At 61.1% G+C, this 25,162-nt stretch carries 18 protein-coding genes, 2 tRNA genes and 1 pseudogene; 11 read left to right on the top strand and 10 right to left on the bottom strand.

The genetic code is table 11. From position 1 onward, the window contains the following. Window positions 1-2,340: 2,340 nt before the first annotated feature. The 10 genes and pseudogenes from istB to rpmH form a co-directional block, all read right to left on the bottom strand. Window positions 2,341-3,071: pseudogene (istB, locus tag KRR55_RS19015) on the bottom strand (IS21-like element helper ATPase IstB). After that, entirely contained in the window at window positions 3,068-3,397 is a 330-nt protein-coding gene (locus tag KRR55_RS19010) for a hypothetical protein (RefSeq protein ID WP_217390887.1), read from the bottom strand. Before KRR55_RS19010 ends, istB begins: the two are co-directional and overlap by 4 nt. Window positions 3,398-6,123: 2,726 nt before the next feature. Beyond that, the gene (locus tag KRR55_RS19005; RefSeq protein ID WP_217390886.1) at window positions 6,124-7,335 is read right to left on the bottom strand and encodes a ParB/RepB/Spo0J family partition protein; all 1,212 of its coding nucleotides are present in this window, start codon (window positions 7,333-7,335) and stop codon (window positions 6,124-6,126) included. 286 nt (window positions 7,336-7,621) lie between these two features. Then, window positions 7,622-8,530, bottom strand: coding sequence for a ParA family protein (locus KRR55_RS19000; protein WP_254456422.1), 909 nt, complete (start codon window positions 8,528-8,530; stop codon window positions 7,622-7,624). A gap of 284 nt (window positions 8,531-8,814) precedes the next feature. Further along, on the bottom strand, window positions 8,815-9,456 hold the full coding sequence (rsmG, locus tag KRR55_RS18995; RefSeq protein ID WP_217390885.1) for a 16S rRNA (guanine(527)-N(7))-methyltransferase RsmG: 642 nt from the start codon (window positions 9,454-9,456) through the stop codon (window positions 8,815-8,817). A gap of 26 nt (window positions 9,457-9,482) precedes the next feature. Beyond that, window positions 9,483-10,031 (bottom strand): Jag family protein, encoded by a 549-nt coding sequence (locus tag KRR55_RS18990; RefSeq protein ID WP_217390884.1) that lies wholly within the window; start codon window positions 10,029-10,031, stop codon window positions 9,483-9,485. 2 nt (window positions 10,032-10,033) lie between these two features. Then, window positions 10,034-10,999 carry a membrane protein insertase YidC gene (gene yidC, locus KRR55_RS18985; RefSeq protein WP_217390883.1) on the bottom strand — a complete coding sequence of 322 codons (966 nt, stop codon included), beginning with the start codon at window positions 10,997-10,999 and terminating at the stop codon, window positions 10,034-10,036. Between the two features lie 15 nt (window positions 11,000-11,014). Beyond that, on the bottom strand, window positions 11,015-11,374 hold the full coding sequence (gene yidD, locus KRR55_RS18980; RefSeq protein ID WP_217390882.1) for a membrane protein insertion efficiency factor YidD: 360 nt from the start codon (window positions 11,372-11,374) through the stop codon (window positions 11,015-11,017). Beyond that, entirely contained in the window at window positions 11,358-11,726 is a 369-nt protein-coding gene (rnpA, locus tag KRR55_RS18975) for a ribonuclease P protein component (RefSeq protein ID WP_217390881.1), read from the bottom strand. The genes yidD and rnpA overlap by 17 nt, the downstream gene beginning before the upstream one ends. 75 nt (window positions 11,727-11,801) lie before the next feature. Continuing rightward, window positions 11,802-11,939, bottom strand: coding sequence for a 50S ribosomal protein L34 (rpmH, locus tag KRR55_RS18970; RefSeq protein ID WP_217390880.1), 138 nt, complete (start codon window positions 11,937-11,939; stop codon window positions 11,802-11,804). Window positions 11,940-12,440: 501 nt separating this feature from the next. On the opposite strand from rpmH, the gene dnaA reads away from it, so the two are divergent. The 11 genes from dnaA to KRR55_RS18915 all read left to right on the top strand — a co-directional run bounded on the left by dnaA (window position 12,441) and on the right by KRR55_RS18915 (window position 25,059). Further along, complete coding sequence (dnaA, locus tag KRR55_RS18965) at window positions 12,441-13,853, top strand: chromosomal replication initiator protein DnaA (RefSeq protein WP_217390879.1); 1,413 nt, start codon at window positions 12,441-12,443, stop codon at window positions 13,851-13,853. Between the two features lie 919 nt (window positions 13,854-14,772). Further along, window positions 14,773-15,903 (top strand): DNA polymerase III subunit beta, encoded by a 1,131-nt coding sequence (gene dnaN, locus KRR55_RS18960; protein ID WP_217390878.1) that lies wholly within the window; start codon window positions 14,773-14,775, stop codon window positions 15,901-15,903. A 172-nt stretch (window positions 15,904-16,075) separates the two neighbouring features. Continuing rightward, window positions 16,076-17,278 (top strand): DNA replication/repair protein RecF, encoded by a 1,203-nt coding sequence (gene recF / locus KRR55_RS18955; RefSeq protein ID WP_217390877.1) that lies wholly within the window; start codon window positions 16,076-16,078, stop codon window positions 17,276-17,278. Next, entirely contained in the window at window positions 17,275-17,826 is a 552-nt protein-coding gene (locus tag KRR55_RS18950; RefSeq protein WP_217390876.1) for a DciA family protein, read from the top strand. The genes recF and KRR55_RS18950 overlap by 4 nt, the downstream gene beginning before the upstream one ends. A 258-nt stretch (window positions 17,827-18,084) precedes the next feature. Continuing rightward, window positions 18,085-20,178 (top strand): DNA topoisomerase (ATP-hydrolyzing) subunit B, encoded by a 2,094-nt coding sequence (gene gyrB, locus KRR55_RS18945; protein ID WP_336245169.1) that lies wholly within the window; start codon window positions 18,085-18,087, stop codon window positions 20,176-20,178. 62 nt (window positions 20,179-20,240) lie between these two features. Then, window positions 20,241-22,931 (top strand): DNA gyrase subunit A, encoded by a 2,691-nt coding sequence (gene gyrA / locus KRR55_RS18940; protein ID WP_217390875.1) that lies wholly within the window; start codon window positions 20,241-20,243, stop codon window positions 22,929-22,931. Further along, the gene (locus KRR55_RS18935) at window positions 22,928-23,524 is read left to right on the top strand and encodes a DUF3566 domain-containing protein (protein WP_217390874.1); all 597 of its coding nucleotides are present in this window, start codon (window positions 22,928-22,930) and stop codon (window positions 23,522-23,524) included. The genes gyrA and KRR55_RS18935 overlap by 4 nt, the downstream gene beginning before the upstream one ends. Before the next feature lie 121 nt (window positions 23,525-23,645). Then, window positions 23,646-23,719: transfer RNA gene (locus tag KRR55_RS18930), tRNA-Ile, on the top strand. A 40-nt stretch (window positions 23,720-23,759) separates the two neighbouring features. After that, window positions 23,760-23,876, top strand: a complete 117-nt coding sequence (locus KRR55_RS18925; protein ID WP_217390873.1) for a DLW-39 family protein — start codon at window positions 23,760-23,762, stop codon at window positions 23,874-23,876. Between the two features lie 56 nt (window positions 23,877-23,932). Continuing rightward, window positions 23,933-24,005, top strand: a tRNA-Ala gene (locus KRR55_RS18920). Window positions 24,006-24,147: 142 nt separating this feature from the next. Beyond that, on the top strand, window positions 24,148-25,059 hold the full coding sequence (locus tag KRR55_RS18915; RefSeq protein WP_217390872.1) for a DMT family transporter: 912 nt from the start codon (window positions 24,148-24,150) through the stop codon (window positions 25,057-25,059). Window positions 25,060-25,162 lie beyond the last annotated feature (103 nt).

Genomic DNA, 25,162 nt, shown 5'->3' with positions numbered 1-25,162 from the left:
GACGCCGATGCCTCCGCGCTTGCTCACCCGGCCTGATTGCCTGTGGTGACGCGTGGGATTTCTGGTGCCAAAGGCCTGTCTGCTGGATACCTGCTGTGCGCGTGCCCCAGGTTCGATAAGCCACTGCATGTCCCACGGCAAGGATCCAATCCTAGGGCGGAAGCCTGGACCCAGTGGATTTCCAGGCTTCGCTGCCCGGATACCTAATGGCGGTAGCGACCCGAGTCGCGCTATCCGCGGGCTCCACGCCTCCCAGACATGCACCCGGATCTCACGACCGGTCATGGGAGCTGACGAAGGACTATGGATGCGCCAATGGTCGTAGAGAGTGCTGGACCGCGCTCCAGTGAGCGTCTACGTCTGCGCTGACGGCAGGTCCTATTGCGTGCGACCCGGAGTGCTGGGCTCGCTTGTCGCCTCCCCGCCCCCAGGTAGTCCATAGGCATGAAACCAGCGTCTGCTCCGGCGCGGGGCAGGGGCCCCTCCCCCGGCGAGTTGGTTGCTCCCGTTTGCCCTGGTGGACAGTTCGCGGCATGTATCTTGTGGCAGGTGATGGCCACGGTCGGAAGCATTTTTCGGCGGACAACCATACAACGTTCGCCTCATCCTGCAGCCCACCCCTGGCTGTTCATGGCGCGGTGGGGCGCCTACCTCGGTGTCTGGGTGGCGATCCATTTTCGTCCCCGCAGGGAGGGGTAACCATGGATTGCCGGGGCGGAGTATTGGCAATGGGCGTAACCGTTTCACGTGAAACATCTGTCGGTTTGGCTGGCTCGCGAACCCGTGTCCCCCGGGTGCAGCTGAGTCCATGTTTCACGTGAAACTTTTGTTGGCGCACGCTATTGGTTTCCTGCCTAGGGATTCTGCAGTACCCGTTCGAGCCTCCAGATCCCTGCCTAGGGCCGGTTGTATGACCAGCGGGTGAAGGGCCGACACCCTGTCGAGTCCCTGCCGTACCTCAATCGATCGTTGATCGGCGAACATCGCGGAAGGCTTGGTGGGCCAAGGGAGGTCAGATCTTTCAGTGTGCCTGGTACCCCTGCGGCTCGGGATTCGTATATCCACCGGATCATGGGCGCCCTTGTCGTAGAGGAGTGCATCGCACACGTTGCTGTGTTGAATGTCCTTGGATATGTCCATGCAACCCGCATCGAGGCCTGACAACGGTCCGCAGCCGCAGCAGAGCATTGGCCGTCACCTGCTGCCAGTGGCCGACACCGCGCTGCCTCTTAGCCCGCCCCGACTTTAGGTCGCATAGTGAGTGCTGGGTTGCTGGCCCTCGGTCCCGGTATCGCTCGTCCTCCCCTAGCCATTTCAATCGGTCCCCTAATGCTGTCGCCGAGGATCGATAGATGTCGGCCGCATTGCCGAGAGGGCGCAACCAAAGGCTGAAACGACGTCCAGATGTACACAAAGCGATGTTCCTGATCCACGCTGCCAATGCACCCGACACATTGCAGCGCCACATGACACGGCCAAGCCCACTGCGAATTCCCGTTCCGGGAGCGGCAGGTGTCGTTCATGGTGGGGCATCCGGCGAGGTGCGCGCAACGTCCGGTTCGGCAGAATCTTGCCTGGGTGGCAGGCTCCATGCTCCGCGACCTGCGGAACCTTGAAACAGGAAACAGCATAATGCCGTGCCGACAGAGCTTGTCCGGCGGGTTCAACGACTACCTCAGTCAGGAAACTACCGCGGTCTCGAACCGATTCATCGGTCAATTCGGCCCGCCCCGTCCGACGACGGGCCTGGTGAGCGGTGCGAGCTTGGAACTCGCGGCCCAGTTGGAACCGCTACCCCTGTACCCGACTCCGGATCACTGACGTCGTGCCTCGAGGCGCGGTTCAATGACTTCTGCTCATACACTCAAATATGAGCCCAGGCCCTGAGGTGTTAGATACCGAAGGCGTTTGCGGCCATGGGGTCCAAACCGTGATCTGGACGGCTAATACGTCGGCTGACATCAGCCTGGTACACCAAGACCTTTGCCTGGCCCCTACTGCGCCACCCAGGAAAAGGTTCTGACGTTTACCGGGCCCCCGGTCGAAAGTGGTCGATTCACGAGCCCCTTCTCTGCCTGCCCGGACTCGGGACCACTCCCCCGAGAAAGGCAACAGGTCTCTGTGACCGGCAGCCCGGTCCTATCTCTCCGCTTGTACTTCGCCGACGGACTACCACCGAGGGGGCGAGCGTAAAGGTGGAACCCAAGCGCCTATCTCCGTCGCCCCCCGAGCTGATCCCTTCACCTTGGGTCGGTTGTGTTTCGTCAAATTTAAGTCGGCCATTAAAGCGCTAAGAATCAGGCCACGTGGGCTCGGTTTCCTGCCATGTCGGCGTTTGGCCTACTTCATGAGCGCATTCTTGACCCGGTAGGACTCGCCACGGAACTGCAACAGCCGCCCATGGTGCACCAGCCGGTCGATGACGGCGGCAGCCATGTTGTCGTCCCCGAACACGCTGCCCCACCGAGAAAACTCCAAATTTGTCGTGATGATCAGGCTCCGTTTTTCATACCCGTCCGCGATCACCTGGAACAAGCGCCTGGCCCCTCGTTGTCGATCGGCAGGTATCCCAGCTCATCGATGGCGATCAACTGGTTCTTGGCCAGGGACGCGAGTTCCTTGTCCAGCCGGTCCTCCTCCTTCGCCCGGCGCAGCATCATCACCAGCGCCGAGGTGGTGAAGAACCTCGCGGCGATGCCCTGCCGGCACGCGGCCGCCACCAGGGCTGTGGCCATGTGGGTCTTGCCGGTGCCCACGTCCCCGTAAAGCACCAGGTCCTGCGCCCGGTCAATGAAGTCCAGGGATTCAAGGGGATGGCTTCCATAGTCTTCGGGGAACCTGACGTTGCTGTAGTCAAACCCGGTCAGTGATTTCATCGCGGGCAGCCGTGCGGCCTTGAGCAGCCGCTGTCGCCGGGATTCGAGCCGGGATTCGTGCTCGGCGACCAGCACCCCGTGCAGGTATTCGCGTTGCTTCGGGGTGCCCTTCTCGGCCCATTCGGTCAACACGCTGCCGGTGAGCGAGGCGTGCTTACCGGCCTCGAGGAGGTCTTGGTCGGTGATCGGGTTCATGCGACCTCTCCTGTGGTGATGTTCAGGGTGGTGAAGGTGTCATAGACGCTCAAGTCCACGTTCGCTGCCGGTGGTTCGGTGCCGTCGGCCAGCCGGCGGGCGAGCATGCCCAGCATGGCCATGTCCGGTCCGTCCCCGCGTTGGATCAGAGTGTCGGCCGCATGTATCGCATGGTGGAATCCGGTGGTCCCGGACGCGGCATCCACGGCATTGAACAGCCGACGCCGGTCGGTGGGCGTGGCCTTGTCCGGCCACTCGCGCACCGGGTCGGCGACCAGGGCGCGTAGCGGGGAATGAGACCAGGCACCGAGCTTGGTCACCAGCAACGGGACACAGTCGGTGGCGGGTTGTCAGCACCACGTCGAAAACAGCCATGAGCGGCAATTGAATTTGCCACGGAGTCGACTCGATCGTGGACGGCAACCCTGAGCAGGTGCCGGCGGCCGAAAGGCATTGGCCCCTCTTTCAGTTGCTGCCTGGGCGGACGAGGGTGCCCGGTTCAGCGACCGCCTCAGTTCATTCTAAAACCGTGGATCGGTCGGTCGCGCTCGGTTCTGTGACGGCACCATCGCCAGACATGGATGGATGCTCAGGAGCTCCCACGGGTGGCTCGATTCAGCACAACGTTCACGTGGAAGCTTCGGATGGACCGCCTCAGGGAATGCCAACATCTCCGTCATGGGAGGCCTGGACTCCTCTGGGCCCCAGCCGGGCAAGAAGAGGATGTCCGCCTGCGGTCAACAAGGTTGCTGCAGGGTCACCCTAGAGTTTCGCCCGTGGGCAGTGTTCGGTTGCCGCTGACACAGGTTCCACTGCTGTACGTGCGATCGGAATGGCTTCCAGCTCCCATCCATGGCTGTTGGCAACCTGAGCTGGCGTGCCGCTGGTCCGGGTGTCCCGGCAGCGATGCGAGCCCGGGACAACATTCATACTCCCCTGTCCGGTGCGGTAGCCCCAGACAGGGCAGCGTTCCTCCCCGTCTACGCGCCACTGCACACCATGGCCGTCGGCGTCGATCAACGAGCTCGAAGTCTCCGGCGGCAATGCCGTTGGACCTCGTCAGCGTTTCGAATGCCCATCCCGGGGACGCCGTCGACCATCGTCATCCAAATCCGGTTGCTCACAAGCGCGGAGGGCCGCGAACTTGGATTCTCTCTTCGTGCAGAGTTGCAGGCAAAGTCGCCGTGAGCTCGTTCTGGACTCCATGGAAAGACTCATCGATAAGGGAATGAGGCCCAGGGTGTGGACGGCCATCGTCCGCTCCGCGCAGGACACATACGAAACCGAGATATTGATCTCGATGGAAACTTGCTCTCCTCCGGCATCCTCCACTGCTGCGTCCTGGATCCGGACACGGGTTATTGAATACGTCGGGCAGCATCTCACAGCTGCAGCCCCCGTGGTCGGACAAACTCCGCCGTCGGCTCGTTGCACACCTGCACCTGTGCGACACGGGGCACGAGTACGGGCTCTTCAGTCCTTCGGAGATTCCGCCGTCGTTACACTGCCCGGAAGGCGTGGCTACGTCGCATCGCATCAGACCCATGGGCATTGGTCACTTCGCCCAACTATCGCGACCAAAAGCCGCGTCCGGGATGCCCTTGCCACCAAGTTGGTGGGCGTGCCAATTCGATGTGGACAGACTCCGAAATCGTATGGATTTGACTCATGCGGCTCCGGATCGCACAATCCAGCAGTCTGTTCGCGTTACGTCCCGAGGACAATACGCGATTCGGGGCAGGCAGGCGGTACCTACCGTTCCAACGATCGTCAGTCCATGAGGCCCAGCATCTCTGACACTCCCATGAGTAGCCGAGGGTAGGCACGCTTGTCTTGGCCATTCCGTCTTCGGTTCTCTCCGCTCACAACATGGCCCACGCCGATTCAGGCCACGAAATATTTTGAAAGGCCAGCCCTTTCGCAGCCTTCCAAGACATCCTCGCGCGTCGGCGTTCAACTGAGAATGGATATTTACTTCGACGGGAGCCACCGATATTGGACGTGGCGACCATGGCCAGCACCAAGGGCGAGCGATTTCCACTTGACAGGTCCGAGCCGCACCGGGGGCCCGCCGGCCGAACTGCCACCTGGATCGAGTCCGGAGATGGGAACATGCGCGAGACGCTCTGGTCCTCCCGGGCATGAATTCACGAGTTGGAGCCCGCCGGTTCCGACCCAGGCCGCTGCTGGCCCGAATTGGCAGCATCAGTGGCCCCAAGGGGACTGGACAGTGTCCCCCAAAGCGCCGAATACCGTTGCGGACCAATAGTTGGGTGGACAACTCTGCAATCGTCCGCTGTCTTGCCTCATCACCGCTCTCGTTTTCAATCGGTGGGACCATGCGTCATCCTCAGGTCGTGATAGCGCTACTCCTGAAGCGCTTCGGCAGCCGTCATCTTGTTTCACGTGAAACATCATCTCCACCATGCACGATTGATCTTGTCTGGGCGTCAGTGGAGGGCAGTCCAGCCACCGCTTCTCTGGAGTGGAATCACGGACTTCCTGGGTAGCCGGCAAGTTCCAAGCGATTCGATTGAAACGAAGATCTAGCGTCCACCGGGTGCAGCCCGTCATCGACGATGGGTGTTCGCTCGTGTCTGACAGCCTCATCCTCTGCCAATACTCGACCGCACAGGCGTCCTAAGCGCTGGAGCTTGATCGGTCTCAATTCATGGCGACAGCACTGTCGCGCCGCTCCTGGACTCAGGCATGGGTGCAGTTGTCGTACTTGTCCTGGTTCGCAGTCACCATAAGTCGCCACACAAGTCCGACTCCCCTATTCGATGCCGACCCTCGCATGGCTGCCCCCAGGGCCCCCTAGGGGCCTTCGGGGACGTCTGGTGCCGTACGTAGTCCGGAGATGCCCCCAGTCGCTCTCGAGGGCTTCTGCGGGCTCCTTGACGCCATGCGAGACCCCACGCGGCACAGGTCGGTGCTGTGGCCGTCGACTCCGAGAGCACTGGACGTCCAGCTACAAAGTATCCCTACTTGGTTAAACGAAAAGGGTGGAGTGTTTCACGTGAAACACTCCACCCTTTTTTCGCCTGATTGCCTACTTCGCTTCGGACTCCGGCGACAGCACGCTCATGATGCGGTTCAAATCATCGACGCTGGCGAATTCGATGCTGACACGACCCTTCCGAGCACCTAACGAAATCTTTACGTTCGTATCAAGCCGGTCAGAGAGCGAAGTTGCCAAGAAGTCCAACCGCTCATGGCGCGGCGTCTGCTTCGGAGCCGCGGTCTTGCGCGGCTTTTGCTGACCATCACTCATGGCCACGGCTTCTTCGGTAGCCCGGACGGACATCCCCTCGTTGACGATCCGCTGTGCCAGCTGCTCGATCTCCGCGGCATCGGCGAGACCCAACAGCGCACGCGCATGTCCGGCGGATATGACACCCACGGCTACTCGACGCTGCACCAGTGCGGGCAACTTCATTAGTCGGATTGTATTGGAAATCTGCGACCGTGAACGACCTATACGTTCCGACAGGACTTCCTGTGTGCAATCGAATTCGCTAAGAAGCTGCTGGTACGCGGCTGCCTCTTCGAGCGGGTTGAGCTGCGAACGGTGAAGGTTTTCCAGTAGTGCATCCCGGAGGAGATCATCGTCTTGCGTTTCACGGACGATTGCCGGAATTGTTGTAAGGCCGGCTGCCTGGGTGGCACGCCATCGGCGTTCACCCATAACGATCTCGTATGGTTCTTTGTCATTCTCCTTGGAGGGACGAACCACAATCGGTTGCAGCAGGCCGACTTCGCGAATGGAGTGGACCAATTCGTCCATGTGTTCTTCGTCAAAGTATGAACGCGGTTGCTTACGGTTCGGGTGGATCTGGTCAACCGACAGCTCGGCAAAGCTGGCACCTGGCACCTCCACTAGGTTGCTGGTGTCAGTTTCAACCGCTTCCATCTCTCCAGCACGGCCGGAAGACGCAATGAGACCCGGCATCTGGGCGCGGCGCTTTTTAGCAGCTGCGGACGTGGCTGGGGCCGATTTGGCTTTTTCTGCGGCAACTTCTTCTTCGGTCTTGCCCGGCACGAAGAACATATCGACCGGCCGAGCCTTTTTGCCATTGGCGCCACCGGCAGCGGTCTTTGGCTTGGAAGGAATCAGTTCCGGATTCTTTGCCGTTTTCGCGGTGGCCGGCTTTGATGTTTCACGTGAAACATTCGCTGGAGTCTCCTCCTCGGATTCCGCGACCGGGCTGCTCGAAATCAATGCACCAAGACCTCGTCCTAAACCACGTCGCTTTTCCGACATTGGATGTTACTCCCTTTCGACACCGTTACTACCCTGACCCAAGGCAATTCTACTGGGTGGTGATTGATTGTTGAGGACGCGGCTCACGGGTGTGGCTCGCAGAAGCCCGAAGTGCGACTTTTTGCACCCTACCCGACCCCAGGTCATGTAGCTATCCGCCAAAGAGACGCTTCTTCGGCATTCTTACTCTAAAACAACTTAAATTGGGCACTTATCGAACCGTGGCCAGACTATTCTCGCTTTGGCGTGGGTCAGACATGGAAAATTACCGGAAGCGCAACAAAACCTAGTGGTTGCCGCGCTCGGCGATCTCGGCAGCTGCTTCCAAGTAGGAAAGCGCACCCGTAGAGCTCGAATCATAAGTGATGACCGTCTGCTGATAGCTGGGTGCTTCGGAGATGCGCACGCTGCGGGGAATCAAGGCCTGCAACACCTGGTTCGGGAAATGCTCGCGAACCTCGCTTGCAACCTGAGCGGCGAGGTTTGTCCTGCCGTCATACATGGTCAGGAGAATCGTCGAGACCGTGAGATCCGAATTGAGATGCTTCTGGATCATTTCAATGTTCTTGAGGAGCTGGCTGAGGCCTTCCAATGCATAGTATTCACACTGGATAGGAATCAAGACCTCGCGGGCGGCAACAAACGCGTTGACTGTCAATAGCCCGAGGCTGGGCGGGCAATCGATGAAAACGTAATCCAGGCGGTCCATGCCGTTCGCATCGCGATACTCAGCATACTGTTCCAGGGCTCGTCGCAGCCGTTGCTCGCGGGCCACCAGCGACACGAGCTCAATTTCCGCCCCAGCCAAGTGGATGGTTGCAGGTGCCACGGTCAGGTTATTGATGTCAGGGCATGTGGCCACAACTTCAGCGAGAGGTAAGTCGTTGATGAGCACATCATAAATGCTGTCGACATCCGCGTGGTGTTCAATGCCCAACGCAGTCGAAGCGTTTCCCTGCGGATCAATATCAATCACCAGGACGTTGAGGCCCGCTATGGCCAGGGCGGCCGCAATGTTTACAGTGGTCGTCGTCTTGCCGACGCCACCCTTTTGGTTGCTGACAGTCATGTAGCGGGTGGTGTCCGGCTTGGGCAACTGCCGGCCGCTCAACTTTTCCCGCCTTTTGTGTTCGCTTGCCAGCTGGCTTGCCAGCGGAGAACTATCGTCAGTGGTATCGAAAACGTTTCGTGCCATCACAGGTTCCTTCGCCACCACTGGGTCCTCTCCATCGGAATCCGCCAATTCCACCGCTTCGATCTCGTCGAGAATCATTGCAGTGGTAAAGATTGTTTCACGTGAAACAACATCGGACTCGGTTGAATCAATCGTTTTAGGTTGTTCTTGAGAGTTTGATGAGCCAAAACTAGCGAAAAGCGCTGCAAACGGTGGAATCTTGTTAACGCTACGCTTCAAAACAGTTCTTTCTACTAACTCAACAGGTGGCATGGAGCCACCTGATACAGCCTATCGCTAATGCGCTAACCTACGTTGATACGCACCACGGTGGTTGGTTCGCTGAGAATCTCTTCTCCCACCGTTACGACCTCGGTCTTCTTACCTCCGAGACGACGAATCATCTTCGCAGCCTTCTCGACTTCTTCGGCCGCAGAGCGCCCCTTGATGGCCAGGACAGTCCCCTTCCCATGAAGTAGCGGGATGGTGAGCCCTGCGAGGTTCGTCAGAGCCGACACCGCGCGAGCCGTGGCAAAGTCCGCGTTCACGTGCTCCACGACTTGCTCGGCGCGCCCACGCATCACCGTGACGTTTTCCAACTCAAGGTCCTCGACGACTTCGTGCAGCCAGATGCAGCGCCGCTCCAATGGCTCGATCAAGGTCAGCTCAAGGTCGGCACGAGCCAAGGCAAACGTCAGTCCCGGGAGACCTGCCCCACTGCCTACGTCAGCCACATGAGCGCCCTCGTCAATTAGGGTGGCAACGACGGCACAGTTCAAGACATGCCGGGACCACAGGCGTGGAACTTCACGAGGGCCTAGCAGTCCGCGTTCCATGCCGGAGGTGGCCAAATGCTGAACATAGCGCTCGGCAAGCCCCAGGCGATCACCAAACACTGTCCGGGCGGCTTGGCTCTCTTCTGCGGTAAGTTCTACTTCGTTGCTCATAGAATTGTTGTTCCTTGGTTCCGGGCTTAAGAGTCGGCTGGAGACACAACGATGTGGCGGCCGGGGCCTTCACCCTCGGACTCGCTTTGCATGCCCAGGGCAGCCACACAATCGTGTACCAGCTTGCGTTCGTAGGCGCTCATGGGCTCGAGGGCTACACTTTCGCCGTTGGCTTTGACCCTGGCGGCGGCTTCCTCGGCAATGCGCTTGAGTTCACCGGCTCGCCCCTGGCGGTAGCCAGTGATGTCCAGGACTAGACGCGAACGGTTGCCGGTCGCTGTCAAGACGGCCAGCCGGGTGAGCTCCTGCAGGGAGTCCAAAACCTCGCCCTTGGCACCAATCAGGCGACGCAGCGACTTTTCGTCTTCGGGTTCACCGGCGATTGAAATGTAGGTCCGCCCACCACGGACTTCAATGTCGATGTCTCCGTCGAGGTCCGCAATATCGAGCAATTCCTCGAGGTAGTCCGCGGCGATGTCGCCTTCCTCTTCGATGTTCCTCGCTTCATCGGGAACATCGTTTTCCTGTACCGGATTTGCGGTATCGACAGTTTCGCTCTGCTCAACATTGCTCATGACTATTTCTTCTTCCTGTTCTTGCGCTGGGGCTGCACGCGCTGCACCTTTGGCTCCTCGACGACCGCTGCTGCAGCTTCGGCTTCAGCCTTCTTCTGGCCGATCGGAGGAAGTCCCTTGGCGGCACGGCGCTCATTGAGCTCGCGCTCTGCCTGCGAACCGGGAGTCGGGTTGTTGCGAATTACGTAGTACTGCTGGCCCAAAGTCCAAAGGTTCGTGGCCGTCCAGTAGATCAGGACACCGATCGGGAAGTTGATCCCGCCGATGCCGAAGACCAGCGGAAGGATATAGAGCATGATCTTCTGCTGCTGCATGAAGGGACCCTCGAGGGCTTCCTTCGTCATGTTCTTGGACATGATTTGCTTCTGCGTGATGAACTGCGAGGCAGTCATGGCAAGAATCATGATGACGGCAACAATGATCACCGCGGCGCTTGGGGATCCCGAGTTCAAGGTGTTCAGGAAGGTGTCGGAAAGACGGGCGCCAAAAATCGACGAATTGTCAAAACTACGGATGTGATCGGCAGAAAGCGCGCCAACAGCCGAATTGGTCGCACTGGCCTTGGAAGCGTTGTTCAAAACAGTAAACAGCGCAAAGAAGAACGGCATCTGCACGAGCATGGGCAGGCATGAAGAAAGCGGGTTCGTCTTGTGCTTCTTGAACAGCTGTCGCTGCTCCGCAATCATGGCCTGCTGCGAGAGCTGGTCCTTTTTGCCCTTGTATTTGGCCTGAAGCTTGCGCAGGTCAGGTTGCAGGGCCTGCATGGCGCGCTGTGCCTTGATCTGCTTGACGAAGACCGGAATCAAGGCCGTACGAATCAAGAGCACCAGGAAGACGATGGACAGCGCCCAGGTCCACCCCGAGCTGGGGTCAAGTCCGATTCGAGTGAACAATTCGTGGAAGGCCCAAAGGATCCACGAGACTACATACCGAAAAGGGCTCAGTAGCAGGTCAAAGAAGTTTGTCATTACCGGTCATGCTCCTCAGGCCGCATCTGCGGCATCTTCGTCGGCGGGAATCGGAGGATGATTCATCACCATGATCTTGGGGGTCTTGCCTTCTGGCCAAATTCGTCGGCCGTCGGGAACGTAATCGATCCCGCCATGGCTAAAAGGATTACATCTTAAGACACGCCAGATGGTTAATCCGATGCCTTTGATGGCGCCATGTACCGTAACTGCTTCAAGGCCATAGGCCGAGCAGCTGGGAAAGTAGCGACAAACATCGCCATAGACCGGCGAAATAATCTTGCGATACACCATCAGGAACCCGATGAGGAGGTTTCTGGGGATATCTATCAGGAACCAGATGAGCCCGGTTCTGGGTCTAGGATCCTTTTTCATGCTTAGCACCTGCCTTACGGACAACCGATTCAAGTCCGGAGAGGACCTGCTGGCTCAAATCGTTCCAATCGGTGCCGGCGGAGCCAGGCAAAGCCCGGAGCACGACGTCGAGACCGGTGGCATCCGCAGAGAACTGCTTGGCCAATGCACGCATCCGTCGCTTGACGAGGTTGCGGTGCACGGCATTGCCAACGGCCTTGGAAACGATAAAACCAAAACGGTTATTGCCCTGGGGTTCGTCGGAGCGAACCCGTGCATATAGCACTACGTTCCGGCGCCCAGTGCGGGCGCCGGAACGTACAGTGGCTGTAAAGTCCTGCGAAAGGCGCAAACGTTGGTTCTTTGGCAACACGACGTCACGCGTCGAGTCTGAAAAACAAAGAACCCACGAAAACCTGCGCCATTCCAGGACAGTAGTGCTTAATGGTTATGCAGAAAGTTCGACGCGACCCTTGCCGCGGCGGGTTGCCAAGATGGCACGGCCTGCACGGGTACGCATACGAAGTCGGAAACCGTGCTTCTTGGCACGACGACGGTTATTCGGCTGAAAAGTCCGCTTGCTCACGGTAGTAACTCCAAGACGATCATGTGATGCGCCTTGCCCGTTGCTAATAAGTAGGGAAGAACAGGCCGACGCTCGTATTCAGGTGGCCCTCATGGACTGTTCCATGCTTTCGATGGCCAATAGGTCTTCGAAGGCATCTCACAGTGCCAAAAGTGCGCACATAGGACTACACAACGATAGGGGTGCAAGTGAAGGTACGTCAAATTGAGCCCAGCGACGGCCCACCGGGACCCTGTGCACAATGTGATCTTAATTGTGGATACCGCGGTGGATAAGCGGCCAAAAAATCCGAATAGCGGGCCTGACACCTTGATCCTAGAGATCAATTTTTACTTGGAACCCCGCAGATTTGCAAGCCCTTGGGAGATATCCACCCCGAGTTATCCACCGTCTGTGCATAACGCTGTGGATGACGGCTAGAATCATTCCGTTGGGGTCCGGCAGTTCTGGGCCCCATTCGTCGCCCGTTTGGTCGATGTAACAGAACGAAGGGGCCTAATTGTGAGCACGGACGAGACCAATAGTGTCGGCAGTGCCTGGCGCCAGGTAGTTCGCCATATCGAACAAGACGACCGTGTGACGCCCATGCAGCGTGCATTTGCCGCCTTGGCACAGCCCCAAGGTCTCATCGGAACGACGCTCTTGCTGGCGGTTCCCAACGAGTTGACTCGTGACGTTCTCCAAACCCAGCTCAAGGATCCGCTTGAACAGTCGCTGAAGCTTGTTTTCCAGTCGGATATCAGGTGCGCGTTCAGCATCGACTCGGACTTGGTCCCGGAAGAGGTCCCGGCTCCCCCGGTCGAGCTTCCACCCGTTCCCAAGGCACGGATCAGCGATGTGCTTCCTCAGCCTTCGCCTCCTTCCAATTCCCAGGAATTCGGCCGGCTGAACCCCAAGTACATCTTCGATACGTTTGTCATTGGTTCTTCGAACCGTTTTGCCCACGCCGCCGCCGTGGCGGTTGCAGAGGCTCCGGCCAAGGCCTACAACCCCTTGTTTATCTATGGCGATTCCGGTCTTGGCAAGACTCACCTGCTTCACGCAATCGGACATTACGCCCGCCATCTCTACAACGGCATCCGCGTCCGCTACGTGAATTCCGAGGAGTTCACCAACGACTTCATCAACTCCATTCGGGACGATGAGGGTGCCAGCTTCAAGCAGACCTACCGGAACGTCGACATCCTGCTGATCGACGACATCCAGTTTTTGGCCAACAAGGACGCAACCCAGGAAGAGTTCTTCCACACCTTCAATGCCCTGCACAACCACAACAAGCAGGTTGTGATCACCTCTGACCTGCCGCCAAAACAACTCTCGGGCTTCGAAGACCGCATGCGATCGCGTTTTGAATGGGGCCTGCTCACCGACATCCAGCCGCCCGAGCTTGAAACCCGCATCGCGATTCTGCGCAAGAAGGCCACGGCCGAGAACCTTTCCGCGCCCGATGAGGTCATGGAATACATCGCTTCCAAGATCTCCACGAATATCCGGGAGCTCGAGGGCGCCTTGATCCGCGTTACTGCCTTCGCGTCGCTCAACAACCAAACCGTTGACATGAGCCTTGCAGAAACGGTTCTGAAGGACTTGATCACCGACGAGGGCGCCCAGGAGATTACGCCGGCGACCATCGTTGCCCAGACAGCGGAGTACTTCAACCTCACGATTGAAGAGCTCAACAGCAAATCCAGAACCAGGACCCTGGTGACTGCACGACAAATCGCGATGTACCTCTTGCGAGAACTCACGGATATGTCGCTGCCGAAGATTGGCCAGGAACTCGGTGGCCGTGACCACACCACCGTGATCCACGCCGACCGCAAGATCCGCGAACTCATGGCCGAGCGGCGGGCCATTTTCAATCAAGTGACCGAGCTGACCAACCGAATCAAGCAACGGCAACGCGAAGGCTAGAAGGCCCACAAATCCAATAACCACAGGTGTGGATAAACCTGTGGATTATTAAGTGGACTACATCGATTCCCTGCGGATAACTACAGGGGCAGCTGTGGATCCCTTAATTCACGGGAAAAGTTATCCACGGAGCCGTGACACTCAGTGTCACGCCCAGTCACATGTTGTGCACATGCATAATTGGTGCGTTCCCGCGGCCGGGAGTGCTTATCCACAGTATCCACAGGGGTTATTAACACTACTAATCCCATCTTTCTTATTCATCCAGATAACAAGTCCACTTCTGCACCCATGCGTCCAAACTGCGTCAAATGCCTCCTCGTCGACCTCTTTGTCTGGATTGCCGAGTACCGGTTGGCCAGGAGATCAATTCGTGGAAACGTCTCCTCTGGATTGCTGCTTGCCGGAACTTCGTCACTGGATCTTCTTTGCTGCCAAGGGCAAGGCCGAGCCACTTGAATTCCTTGTCCATGAGCTGAAAAGCGTTCGTCAGAATGATTCACCGCAGGCAAACCCCTCCGGGAAGCTTCGCGAACCACATCCACTGGTCTCCGGCATACGCCGGACATGTGATTTCCCTGGCTTCTGTTGATTTGGTCTGGTTTCTAAAGTGGCGCTTCCCGAATACCCGGATGCAATCGCTGCCTCGTTGATCCACGGCGCGCATGGGATTCTGGTTTCGAGCCCCAAAGCCACGTTTCACTCCAAGCCAGAAGCCCGATCATCATCACGGACTTGTAAAAGCCGGTATGCTCGAAGGCTGTGCCGTAGTTCTGCCATCAGATGCAGTCGGTTCACAAAGCGAGCGTGCCAACTCATACCGTTTCCCGAATCGGTTCTGCGTTTGGATTTTTTCCGAGCCGCTAAGCTTGCTTTAAGTCATGTACTGTCGACTTCGTCGTGAAAGGCGGACCACTTCGTGAAGTTCAGCGTTGAAAAGGATGTATTGGCCGAAGCCGTGTCCTGGACCGCCCGTTCACTTTCCCAACGGCCGCCCTCCCCGGTGCTCTCAGGCATCCTCATCACCGCAACCAGCGGTACCGTTTCCTTGGCCGGGTTCGACTACGAGATCTCTGCCCACCTCGAAATCGCTGCAGATGTCGCCGCCGAGGGAACCATTTTGGTCTCTGGCAAGTTGCTGGCGGAAATCTGCCGAAGTCTTCCAAACGCCACCGCGGTCATTGAAACCGACGGCACCAAGGTCACCCTGACGTGCGGTCGAAGCCGCTTCCACCTGGCCACCATGCCGGTGGCGGAATATCCGGAACTTCCATCGCTTCCCGAGGTCACAGGTGTCGTCGATGGCGAGGCTTTTGCCCATGCAATCAACCAGGTGATCGTTGCCGCGTCCAAGGACGACACCTTGCCGATTCTCACGGGTGTCAAGATGGAGATCGAAGACGACCTGATCACCTTCCTGGCCACTGACCGTTACCGACTGGCCATGCGTGAAGTCCACTGGAAGCCCTCACAAGCAGGCATTTCCACATCTGCGCTGGTCAAGGCGAAGACCCTGAACGAGGTTGCCAAGACCCTGGGATCCGCAGGCGAACTGAAGATTGCCCTGGGCGAAGGCAACGAACTCATCGGTTTCGAAAGCGGAAACCGCAGGACAACCTCGTTGCTCGTGGACGGTGACTACCCGAAGATCCGCTCACTCTTCCCGGAAAACACGCCGATTCATGCCACCGTGCGCACCTCCGATCTCATGGAGGCCGTCCGCCGCGTGGCGGTTGTTGCCGAACGCAACACCCCGGTCAGGCTTTCCTTCTCCGGCGGCCAGCTCTCCCTCGATGCCGGCACCGGTGAGGATGCCCAGGCCGAGGAATCCATCGAGGCGCAGATCGACGGCGAGGAAATCACCGTCGCATTCAACCCCGCATACCTGAGCGAGGGACTGAACGCATTCGACAGCGAATTCGTGCGTTTCTCCTTCACCAGTGCACCGAAGCCCGCCATGATGACGGCGCAATCCTCCCTGGACGGACAGGACAGCGACCAATACCGCTACCTGGTCATGCCGGTGCGCCTACCAAACTTGCCCAATTAGGTTGCCCGCGGGGGAAAACCTGGTTTTTCCACCCGTCGCAATCTCGTGTTCGACCGCTCCACGTCCGCTCCAAACGGAGCGGTCGAACACAACTTTTCTTGGCGGTTCCAGCCAAGGCTTCATCACCAGATCTTTGGCACCCCGCCCCTTGATCCCACCGCAGGACGTATAGGTGTATATCTCACATGTCTCTCTCACCGACTTCCGCTCATATGCGCAAGCCGATGTCGAGCTGGGGCCTGGCACCAACGTCCTGGTAGGTTCCAACGGCGTCGGCAAGACCAACATTGTCGAGGCCATTGGCTATCTGGCAACGCTTTCCTCCCACCGGGTCACCAATGATGCACCGCTGCTGCGATTTGGCACCGACCGGGCATTGGTCCGTGCACGCGTCCAGCGGGCCAATCTGGTCACCACCCTCGAGGTGGAAATCACCGCCGGCAAGGCAAATCGCGCCCGGATCAACCGCGCCAACCCGGTGCGGGCCCGCGACATCCTCGGGATCGTGCGCACAGTGCTCTTCGCACCGGAGGACCTGGCCCTCGTCAAGGGCGATCCTTCCAACCGCCGCCGTTTCCTTGACGAGCTGCTGGTGACCCTGCGCCCCGGCGAGGCCGCGACGCGCGGGGACTACGATCGGGTGTTGAAACAGCGCAACGCCCTGCTGAAGTCGGCCCGGGCGGGAGGCAAGCCCTCCACCGCACACGAATCCACGCTCGACGTCTGGGACACCCATCTCGCACGTGCTGGTGCCCGGGTACTGCGCGGGCGCCTGGAGGTGCTGCGCATGCTCTCCCCCTACATGGGTGCCGCCTACGCGTCGCTTGCCGACGCCAACAAGGAAGCCCGCGCCTATTACCAGGCCACGGTCCTGGACGATTTCGACGGCGAGGAATCACCCGCAGGGGCGACTGCGGGGGAAGACGACAGCGCGCGGGTGGCCCCGGCCGCGCTGCTGGAGGCCAGCACGGAGGAACTCGAGGAAATGTTCCTCGCGGCCCTGTTGAAAACGCGTACCAAGGAACTTGAACGAGGCATCACACTGGTTGGTCCGCACCGCGACGACGTCCTGCTGACGCTGGGCGGTGCCCCGGCGAAGGGCTACGCCAGCCACGGCGAAACCTGGTCCCTGGCCCTGGCGCTGCGGCTAGCCGCCTACAAGGTCATGGGCGAGGACGATCCGCGGCCCGGCGCCGGACCGATCCTGATCCTGGACGACGTGTTTGCCGAACTCGACGCCACGCGGCGCACGCGCCTGGCCTCCATCGTGGCCGGCGCCGACCAGGTGATTGTCACCGCCGCGGTCGCCGGGGACGTGCCCGAGGAGCTCGGCGGCACGTTCCTGAAGGTCAGCCCGGGAGTGGTGCACTCGTGAGCGAGGAGAAGGATCCACACGCCCCCGAGGCGCTGGACGCAGCCCGCGCGATCCTCAACCGCATGCGCGAGTCGGCCCTGAGCCGGGGCGAAGCCCGAATCGACGCCGCCAAGGCCGCCAAGTTCGAGGAGAACGCCGCGGCGCGTAAGGCGCGGCGGCGGGCGAGTTCCGCGCCGGCGAAATACACCGACGGACGGGACCCCCAGGAAATCGGCAACCTCTTCGGCAAGATCGTGCGCGACCGGGGCTGGAGCGCCCCGGTGGCCGTCGGCTCGGTGCTCTCGCGCTGGAGCGAGCTGGTGGGTCCGCAGATTGCCGCGCATTGCACCCCCGAGTCCTTCGAGGATTCCACCGTGGTGGTGCGCTGCGACTCCACGACCTGGGCCACGCAAATGCGGCTGCTCTCCCACGAACTGCTGAAGCATTTCGACAAGGAACTGGGCGCGGGAGTGATCACCGTGATCCGGGTCCTCGGGCCCGCCGCGCCCTCCTGGCGCCACGGCGGCCGATCGGTCAAGGGCCGCGGTCCGCGCGACACCTACGGGTAGCAGAGCCAAAACGCGTAGCTGGCCGACTGGCGCACCGGGACGGCCCGAGCCACATAGCCCCCCACGCGAGGCCGGACCAATCGCTCCCAACCCTGCTTGGCGGCCAGTGGCGGTATATAGCCGCCCGTCAATGGCGGGATAATTTGGACCGGCGCGGTAGAATTGGAACAGGCGTTTTGTCCGTGCGACAAGACGCTGGTTCATGATCGGGCACCTTCGGTGTTCGGCCTTCCACTGTTTGAGGAGTCTGTAGCACCTGTGTCTACCGATAACACCACACCCCAGGAACCAATCGATTCCGTAGAGGCAGCTGAAACACCCGCCGCAAAACCTGCAGAAGAGCAGGTCAGCGGCCGAGTGGAGCACACCTACGGCGCCCAGGACATCACGGTTCTTGAAGGCCTCGAAGCGGTGCGCAAGCGCCCCGGCATGTACATCGGTTCCACCGGGCCGCGCGGCCTGCACCACCTGGTCTACGAGGTTGTCGACAACTCCGTCGACGAGGCCCTGGCCGGGCACTGCGACCACATCAAGATCAACCTGCAGGCCGACGGCGGCGTGCGCGTCGAGGACAACGGCCGCGGCATCCCGGTCGACATCCACCCCACCGAGGGCAAGCCCACGGTAGAGGTCGTCATGACCATCCTGCACGCCGGCGGCAAGTTCGGCGGCGGCGGCTACGCTGTCTCCGGCGGCCTGCACGGCGTGGGCATCTCCGTGGTCAACGCCCTGTCCTCGCGCGTGGAGACCGAGATCTGCCGCCAGGGCAGTTCCTGGCACATGTCCTTCGCCGACGGCGGCAAGCCGCAGGGCACGCTCGTCAAGGGCGAAGACACCGACGCGACCGGCACCACGCAGACGTTCTACGCGGATGCCTCGATCTTCGAGACCGTCGAGTTCGACTTCGAGACCCTGCGAGCCCGCTTCCAGCAGATGGCGTTCCTGAACAAGGGACTGCGCATCACCCTCACCGACGAGCGCACCCTCGAGATCGACGCCGACGAGATCGCCACCGAGGAAGACGAGGCCAACGACGCCGCCCCGAAGCACCGCGTGGTGGACTACCTCTACAAGGACGGGCTGCTCGACTACGTCAAGCACCTGAACTCCTCCAAGAAGGTCGAGCTGGTCCACGAGGACGTCATCGCCTTCGAGTCCGAGGACACCACCAAGGGCATCAGCGTCGAGGTCGCCATGCAGTGGACCAACTCGTACTCCGAGTCGGTGCACACCTACGCCAACACCATCAACACCCACGAGGGCGGCACCCACGAAGAGGGCTTCCGCGCCGCCATGACCTCGCTGATCAACCGCTATGCGCGCGAAAAGACGATCCTGCGCGAAAAGGACGAGAACCTCACGGGCGACGACATCCGCGAGGGATTGACCGCGGTCATCTCCGTCAAGCTCTCCGAGCCGCAGTTCGAGGGCCAGACCAAGACCAAGCTGGGCAACTCGATGGCCAAGGGCTTCGTCCAGGGCGTGGTCAACGAGGAACTCGGCGACTGGCTCGAGCGCAACCCGAACACCGCCCGGGACATCATCCGCAAGGCCCAGCTCGCCTCGCAGGCGCGCATGGCGGCACGCAAGGCCCGCGACAACGCCCGCCGCAAGTCCCCGCTGGAATCCTTCGGCATGCCGGGCAAGCTCTCGGACTGCTCCTCGAAGAACCCCGCCGAGTGCGAGGTCTTCATCGTGGAGGGCGACTCCGCAGGCGGCTCGGCCAAGCGCGGGCGCAACCCGCACACCCAGGCCATCCTGCCGCTGCGCGGCAAGATCCTGAACGTGGAGCGCGCCAGGCTTGACCGCGCGCTGGGCAATGCCGAGGTCCAGGCCATGATCACGGCCTTCGGCACGGGCATTGGCGAGGAATTCGACATGGCCAAGCTGCGGTACCACAAGATCGTGCTGATGGCCGATGCAGACGTCGACGGCCAGCACATCACCACGCTGCTGCTGACCCTGCTCTTCCGCTTCATGCGCCCGCTGATCGAGAACGGCTACGTCTACCTGGCGCAGCCGCCGCTGTACCGCATCAAGTGGTCAAACGCCGCGCACGAATACGTGTACTCGGACAAGGAACGCGACGAATCGCTGGTCGCCGGGGCCGCGAAGAACAAGCGCCTGCCCAAGGACAACGGCATCCAGCGCTACAAGGGCCTGGGCGAGATGGACTACTCGGAACTCTGGGACACCACCATGGACCCCGAGCACCGCACGCTGCGCCAGATCACCATGGACGACGCCGCGGCAGCGGACCAGATCTTCTCCGTACTGATGGGCGAGGACGTCGAATCGCGTCGAAACTTCATCCAGCAGAACGCCAAGGACGTGCGCTTCCTGGACATCTAGTCCTCGATTTCCCGCACTCCCCCGCGTTTTAGACACAGACTTTTGACTAGAGGAAGAAATCGATGAGCGATCAGACTCCCGAAAACCCGCAGGACAACGCACCCGGCAGCGACGAGATCGTCGAGGGCGCAGTGATCGACGACGCCGTGGCGGTTAACCTCGGCGTCGACAAGATCGACCAGATCGACCTGCAGACCGAGATGCAGCGCTCCTACCTTGACTACGCCATGGCCGTCATCGTGGGCCGCGCGCTGCCGGATGTGCGCGACGGCCTGAAGCCCGTGCACCGCCGCGTGATCTACGCGATGTACGACGGCGGCTACCGCCCCGAGCGCTCCTACAACAAGTGCGCCCGCGTGGTCGGCGAGGTCATGGGCCAGTACCACCCGCACGGCGACACCGCGATCTACGACGCCCTGGTCCGCCTGATCCAGGACTGGACCATGCGCTACCCGCTGGCCCTGGGCCAGGGCAACTTCGGCTCCCCGGGCAACGACGGCGCCGCCGCCCCGCGTTACACCGAAACCAAGATGGCCCAGCTGGCCATGGAGATGGTCCGGGACATCAACGAGGACACCGTTGACTTCCAGGACAACTACGACGGCAAGAACCAGGAACCCACCATCCTGCCGGCGCGTTTCCCGAACCTTTTGGTCAACGGCTCCTCCGGCATCGCCGTGGGCATGGCCACCAACATCCCGCCGCACAACATGCGCGAGGTCGCCGCGGGCGTGCAGTGGTACCTGCAGCACCCCGAGGCCAACCGCGAGGAACTGCTCGAAGAGCTGATGCGCCACGTCAAGGGCCCTGACTTCCCCACCGGCGCCATGATCCTGGGCACCAAGGGCATCGCCGATGCCTACCGCACCGGCCGCGGCTCGATCACCATGCGCGCCGTGGTTTCCGTCGAGGAACTGCAGGGACGCACCTGCCTGGTCGTCACCGAGCTGCCCTACCAGGCCAACCCGGACAACCTGGCGGTGAAGATCGCCGAGCTGGTCAAGGACGGCAAGATCTCCGGCATTGCCGACCTGCGCGACGAGACCAGTGGCCGCACCGGCCAGCGCCTGGTCATCGTGCTCAAGCGCGACGCCGTGGCCAAGGTCGTGCTGAACAACCTCTACAAGCACACCGAGCTGCAGTCCAACTTCTCCGCGAACATGCTCGCGATCGTCGACGGGGTGCCGCGCACCCTCTCGCTGGACGCGTTCATCCGCCACTGGGTCACGCACCAGATGGAAGTCATCATCCGGCGCACCCAGTTCCGCCTGCGCAAGGCCGAGGAGGAGGCGCACATCCTGCGCGGCCTGCTCAAGGCCCTCGACGCACTGGACGAGGTCATCGCGTTGATCCGCCGTTCCTCCACCACCGAGGCGGCACGCGACGGGCTGATGGAAATGCTCGACATCGACGATCTGCAGGCCAGGGCCATCCTGGACATGCAGCTGCGCCGCCTGGCCGCCCTGGAACGCCAGAAGATCCAGGACCGCCACGCCGAGCTCGAGGGCATGATCACCGAATTCAAGGTCATCATCGCCGATCCGCAGCGCCAGCGCACCATCATCTCCGAGGAGCTCGCCGAGATCGTCGAGAAGCACGGCGATGACCGGCGCACCAAGGTCCTGATGGGCTACGACGGCGACATGAGCGTCGAGGACCTGATCCCCGAGGAGGAAATGGTCGTCACCATCACCCGCGGCGGCTACGTCAAGCGCACCCGCAGCGACAACTACCGCTCGCAGCACCGCGGCGGCAAGGGCATCAAGGGCGCACAGCTGCGCGGCGACGACGTGGTGGAGCACTTCTTCGTCACCACCACGCACGACTGGCTGCTCTTCTTCACCAACCACGGCCGCGTCTACCGCACCAAGTGCTACGAACTGGCCGAGGCAGGACGCGACGCCAAGGGCCAGCACGTGGCCAACGTGATGGCCTTCCAGCCCGACGAGCACATCGCCCAGGTCCTTGACCTGCGCAACTACGAGCAGGCCCCGTACCTGGTGCTCGCCACCCGCAACGGCCTGGTCAAGAAGACCCGCCTGGCCGACTACGACACCAACCGCACCGCCGGGGTCATCGCCATCAACCTGCGCGAGGGCGACGAGCTCGTCTCCGCGCAGCTGATTTCCGAGACCGACGACCTGATGCTGGTTTCCCGCAAGGGCCAGTCGGTGCGCTTCACCGCCACCGACGAGGCGCTGCGCCCCATGGGACGAGCCACAAGCGGCGTGACCGGCATGAAGTTCCGCGAGGCGGACGAACTGCTGGCCGCCGACGTGGTGACAGAGGATTCCTATGTGTTTGTGGTCACAGAGGGCGGCTATGCCAAGCGCACCTCGGTGGGCGAATACCGCGTGCAGTCCCGCGGCGGTATCGGGATCAAGGTAGCGAAGCTCGCGGAGGACCGCGGGGACCTTGTCGGTGCACTGATTGTGCACGATGAGGACGAGGTTCTGGTGGTCATGGAGGGCGGAAAGGTCGTCCGCTCCGACGTTTCGCAGGTTCCCGCCAAGGGCCGCGACACCATGGGCGTCATCTTCGCCAAGCCGGACAAGAAGGACCGCATCATCGCCGTGGCGAAGAACACCGAGCGCGGTCTCGGAGAGAACCCCGAGGAAGATGCAGTACCGTTGAACGCGGAAAAGACACAAGAAACGGCCTCCGAGGCCCTGCCGGGTGATGAAAACCCTGCGGGAACCGAGGAAATCCTTGGACACGACGACGAGGCCACCAACGACGGAGGTAACGCGTGAGCACCCCGAATACGCCCCGCCCGGCGGGCGGCACTGGTGGTACCCGTCCCGCACCGCCACGACAGGCACCCGTAGGCGCCCAGCGCCCCGCCGGAGCGCCGCGGCCAGGATCCGCACCCCGGCCCGCGGCCGCGCAGCGCCCGGCCGGCACCCCCCGCCCCGGGGCCCCGCGCCCCGCCGGGGCGGCCCAGGGGCGCCCGCAGCAGCTGGTGCGCCCGGCGCCCAAGGCAAAGGTCCGCAAGGCACGCCTGCTCATCTCCAAGGTCGACCCCTGGTCGGTGCTGAAGATGGCATTCCTCCTTTCGGTGGCCCTGGGCATCGTCACTGTCGTTGCCAGCGTTGTCCTGTGGTCGGTGCTTGACCTGACCGGAATATTCGAGTCCATCAACGGGCTGTTGCGCGAGATCATCGGCTCCGAAACCGGGTTCGACTTGATGGAGATCGCTTCGCTGGGCCAGGTTGCCTCGTTCGCCACCATCATCGCCGTGGTTAATGTGGTATTACTCACTGCGCTGTCCATGCTTTCAGCGGTGCTTTACAACCTCTCGTCGACCCTTGTCGGCGGCATTGGTGTGACCCTGACCGACGATTAATTCGCGAAAACACGCCAAAATCGGCCCTCGAAGCCCTTTGCAAGGGGGGCTTGGAGGGCCGATTTGTTTCTTGGGCGGTTTCTCGGGTATTGTTTTATCTCGTTCCCAGCGGGAACAAAGAGGGCGTATAGCTCAGGCGGTTAGAGCGCTTCGCTGATAACGAAGAGGTCCCTGGTTCAAGTCCAGGTACGCCCACGGATTCCCTCGTCCGACCGATAGGTGAAAGGAAATCTCCATGCGGAAATTTCTGGTGTTGGTGGCAGTAGCCGCAGGCATTTTTGGTTATCGGAAGTACAAGGAATCTTCGGCTGAAAAGGCCACCTGGAGCCAGGGTACCGATAAGGTAAACTGAATTCATTCAGGAACATCGCGCACTTGCTAGCAGGCATGCGGTGTATAAAAAAATACGGGGACTTAGCTCAGTTGGTAGAGCGGTAGCTTTGCAAGCTTCAGGTCAGGGGTTCGACCCCCCTAGTCTCCACCGAAGGAAAAGGCCCGGAACGAAAGTTCCGGGCCTTTTGCGCTTAAACCGAAGCTGGGTCCGTGCCCGGGAAGGGAGCCCCGAACCGGTGCCTCGCTGCCCGCATTCGGTGCCGCCGCACACGGAACCATAGAGTGGTCAAGTGACTTTTCTTCTGGCCCTGGTGGGCGTCCTGGGTGTTGCCGCGTCTGGCCCGCTCATTGCCGCCTTTCCCGCGGTCCCGGCCCTTTCCATGGCCCTGTGGCGCAACGCGGTGGGAACCGCCGTCATGGCCGTTCCCGCCCTGGTGACCGACCCGCGTGGCTTCGGCCGGCTCCGCCGCCGGGAATGGGGCTGGAGCGCGCTGGCGGCGGTGTCGCTGGCCTTGCACTTCGCGTTCTTCATGACCTCGATCCGGATGACCACGGTTGCGGCGGCAACAGCTCTCGTATGCCTGCAGGCGGCCTGGATTGCCCTCTTCCAGTCCCTGCGGGGAACCAGATACGGCTGGCGGGTGGGGCTCGGGGTGCTACTGGCCTTCTCCGGTGTCCTGGTCATTACCGGGTTCGACATCGGTTCGGGAACGGAGGCCCTCATCGGTGACGGGCTGGCCCTTGTCGGCGGCGTCCTGGCCGCCGCCTACACGCTGTCCGGCTCCAAGGCCCGCGCCACCATGAGCACCAGTTCTTACACCACCATCTGCTATGGCCTGACCTCGGTCCTGCTCCTGCTGATGTGCCTGCTGGCCGGCGAACCGATCTGGGGATTCGACCTCAATGGCTGGATCGGCATCCTGGCCTTGGCCGTGTGCTCGCAGATCCTTGGCCATTCGGCATTCAACCACCTGTTGAGCTCGCTGGGGCCGTTGACCGTCTCCACCCTGATCCTGCTCGAGATCCCCGGGGCAGCCCTGCTGGCCGCATTGTTCCTCGGCCAGGTATTGCCCGCGGGCACGGTCGTGGGGCTGGCGGTCATCCTGGTGGGCCTGTTCTTCGTGGTGCGTGGCCAGGGCCGCGCCCAGGCCAAGGCAGCGTCTCTCGCGGAACCTCCGGCAAAGGAACAGGGCGGCACCTGACCCGTCGCTTCTCCCGTGGTCCGGGGCAAGCGACGGGTGAGGTGCCGCCCTGCAGCTGGATGCCGTTGCCCCGCGGCTTCCGTGTGGACGCCAGGGGCTGACA

It is taken from the genome of Paeniglutamicibacter quisquiliarum (assembly GCF_019084045.1).
Lineage (GTDB): Bacteria > Actinomycetota > Actinomycetes > Actinomycetales > Micrococcaceae > Paeniglutamicibacter > Paeniglutamicibacter quisquiliarum.
The sequence above is the reverse complement of the archived record's forward strand: the minus strand, read 5'-3'. Positions and strand labels throughout refer to the sequence as shown.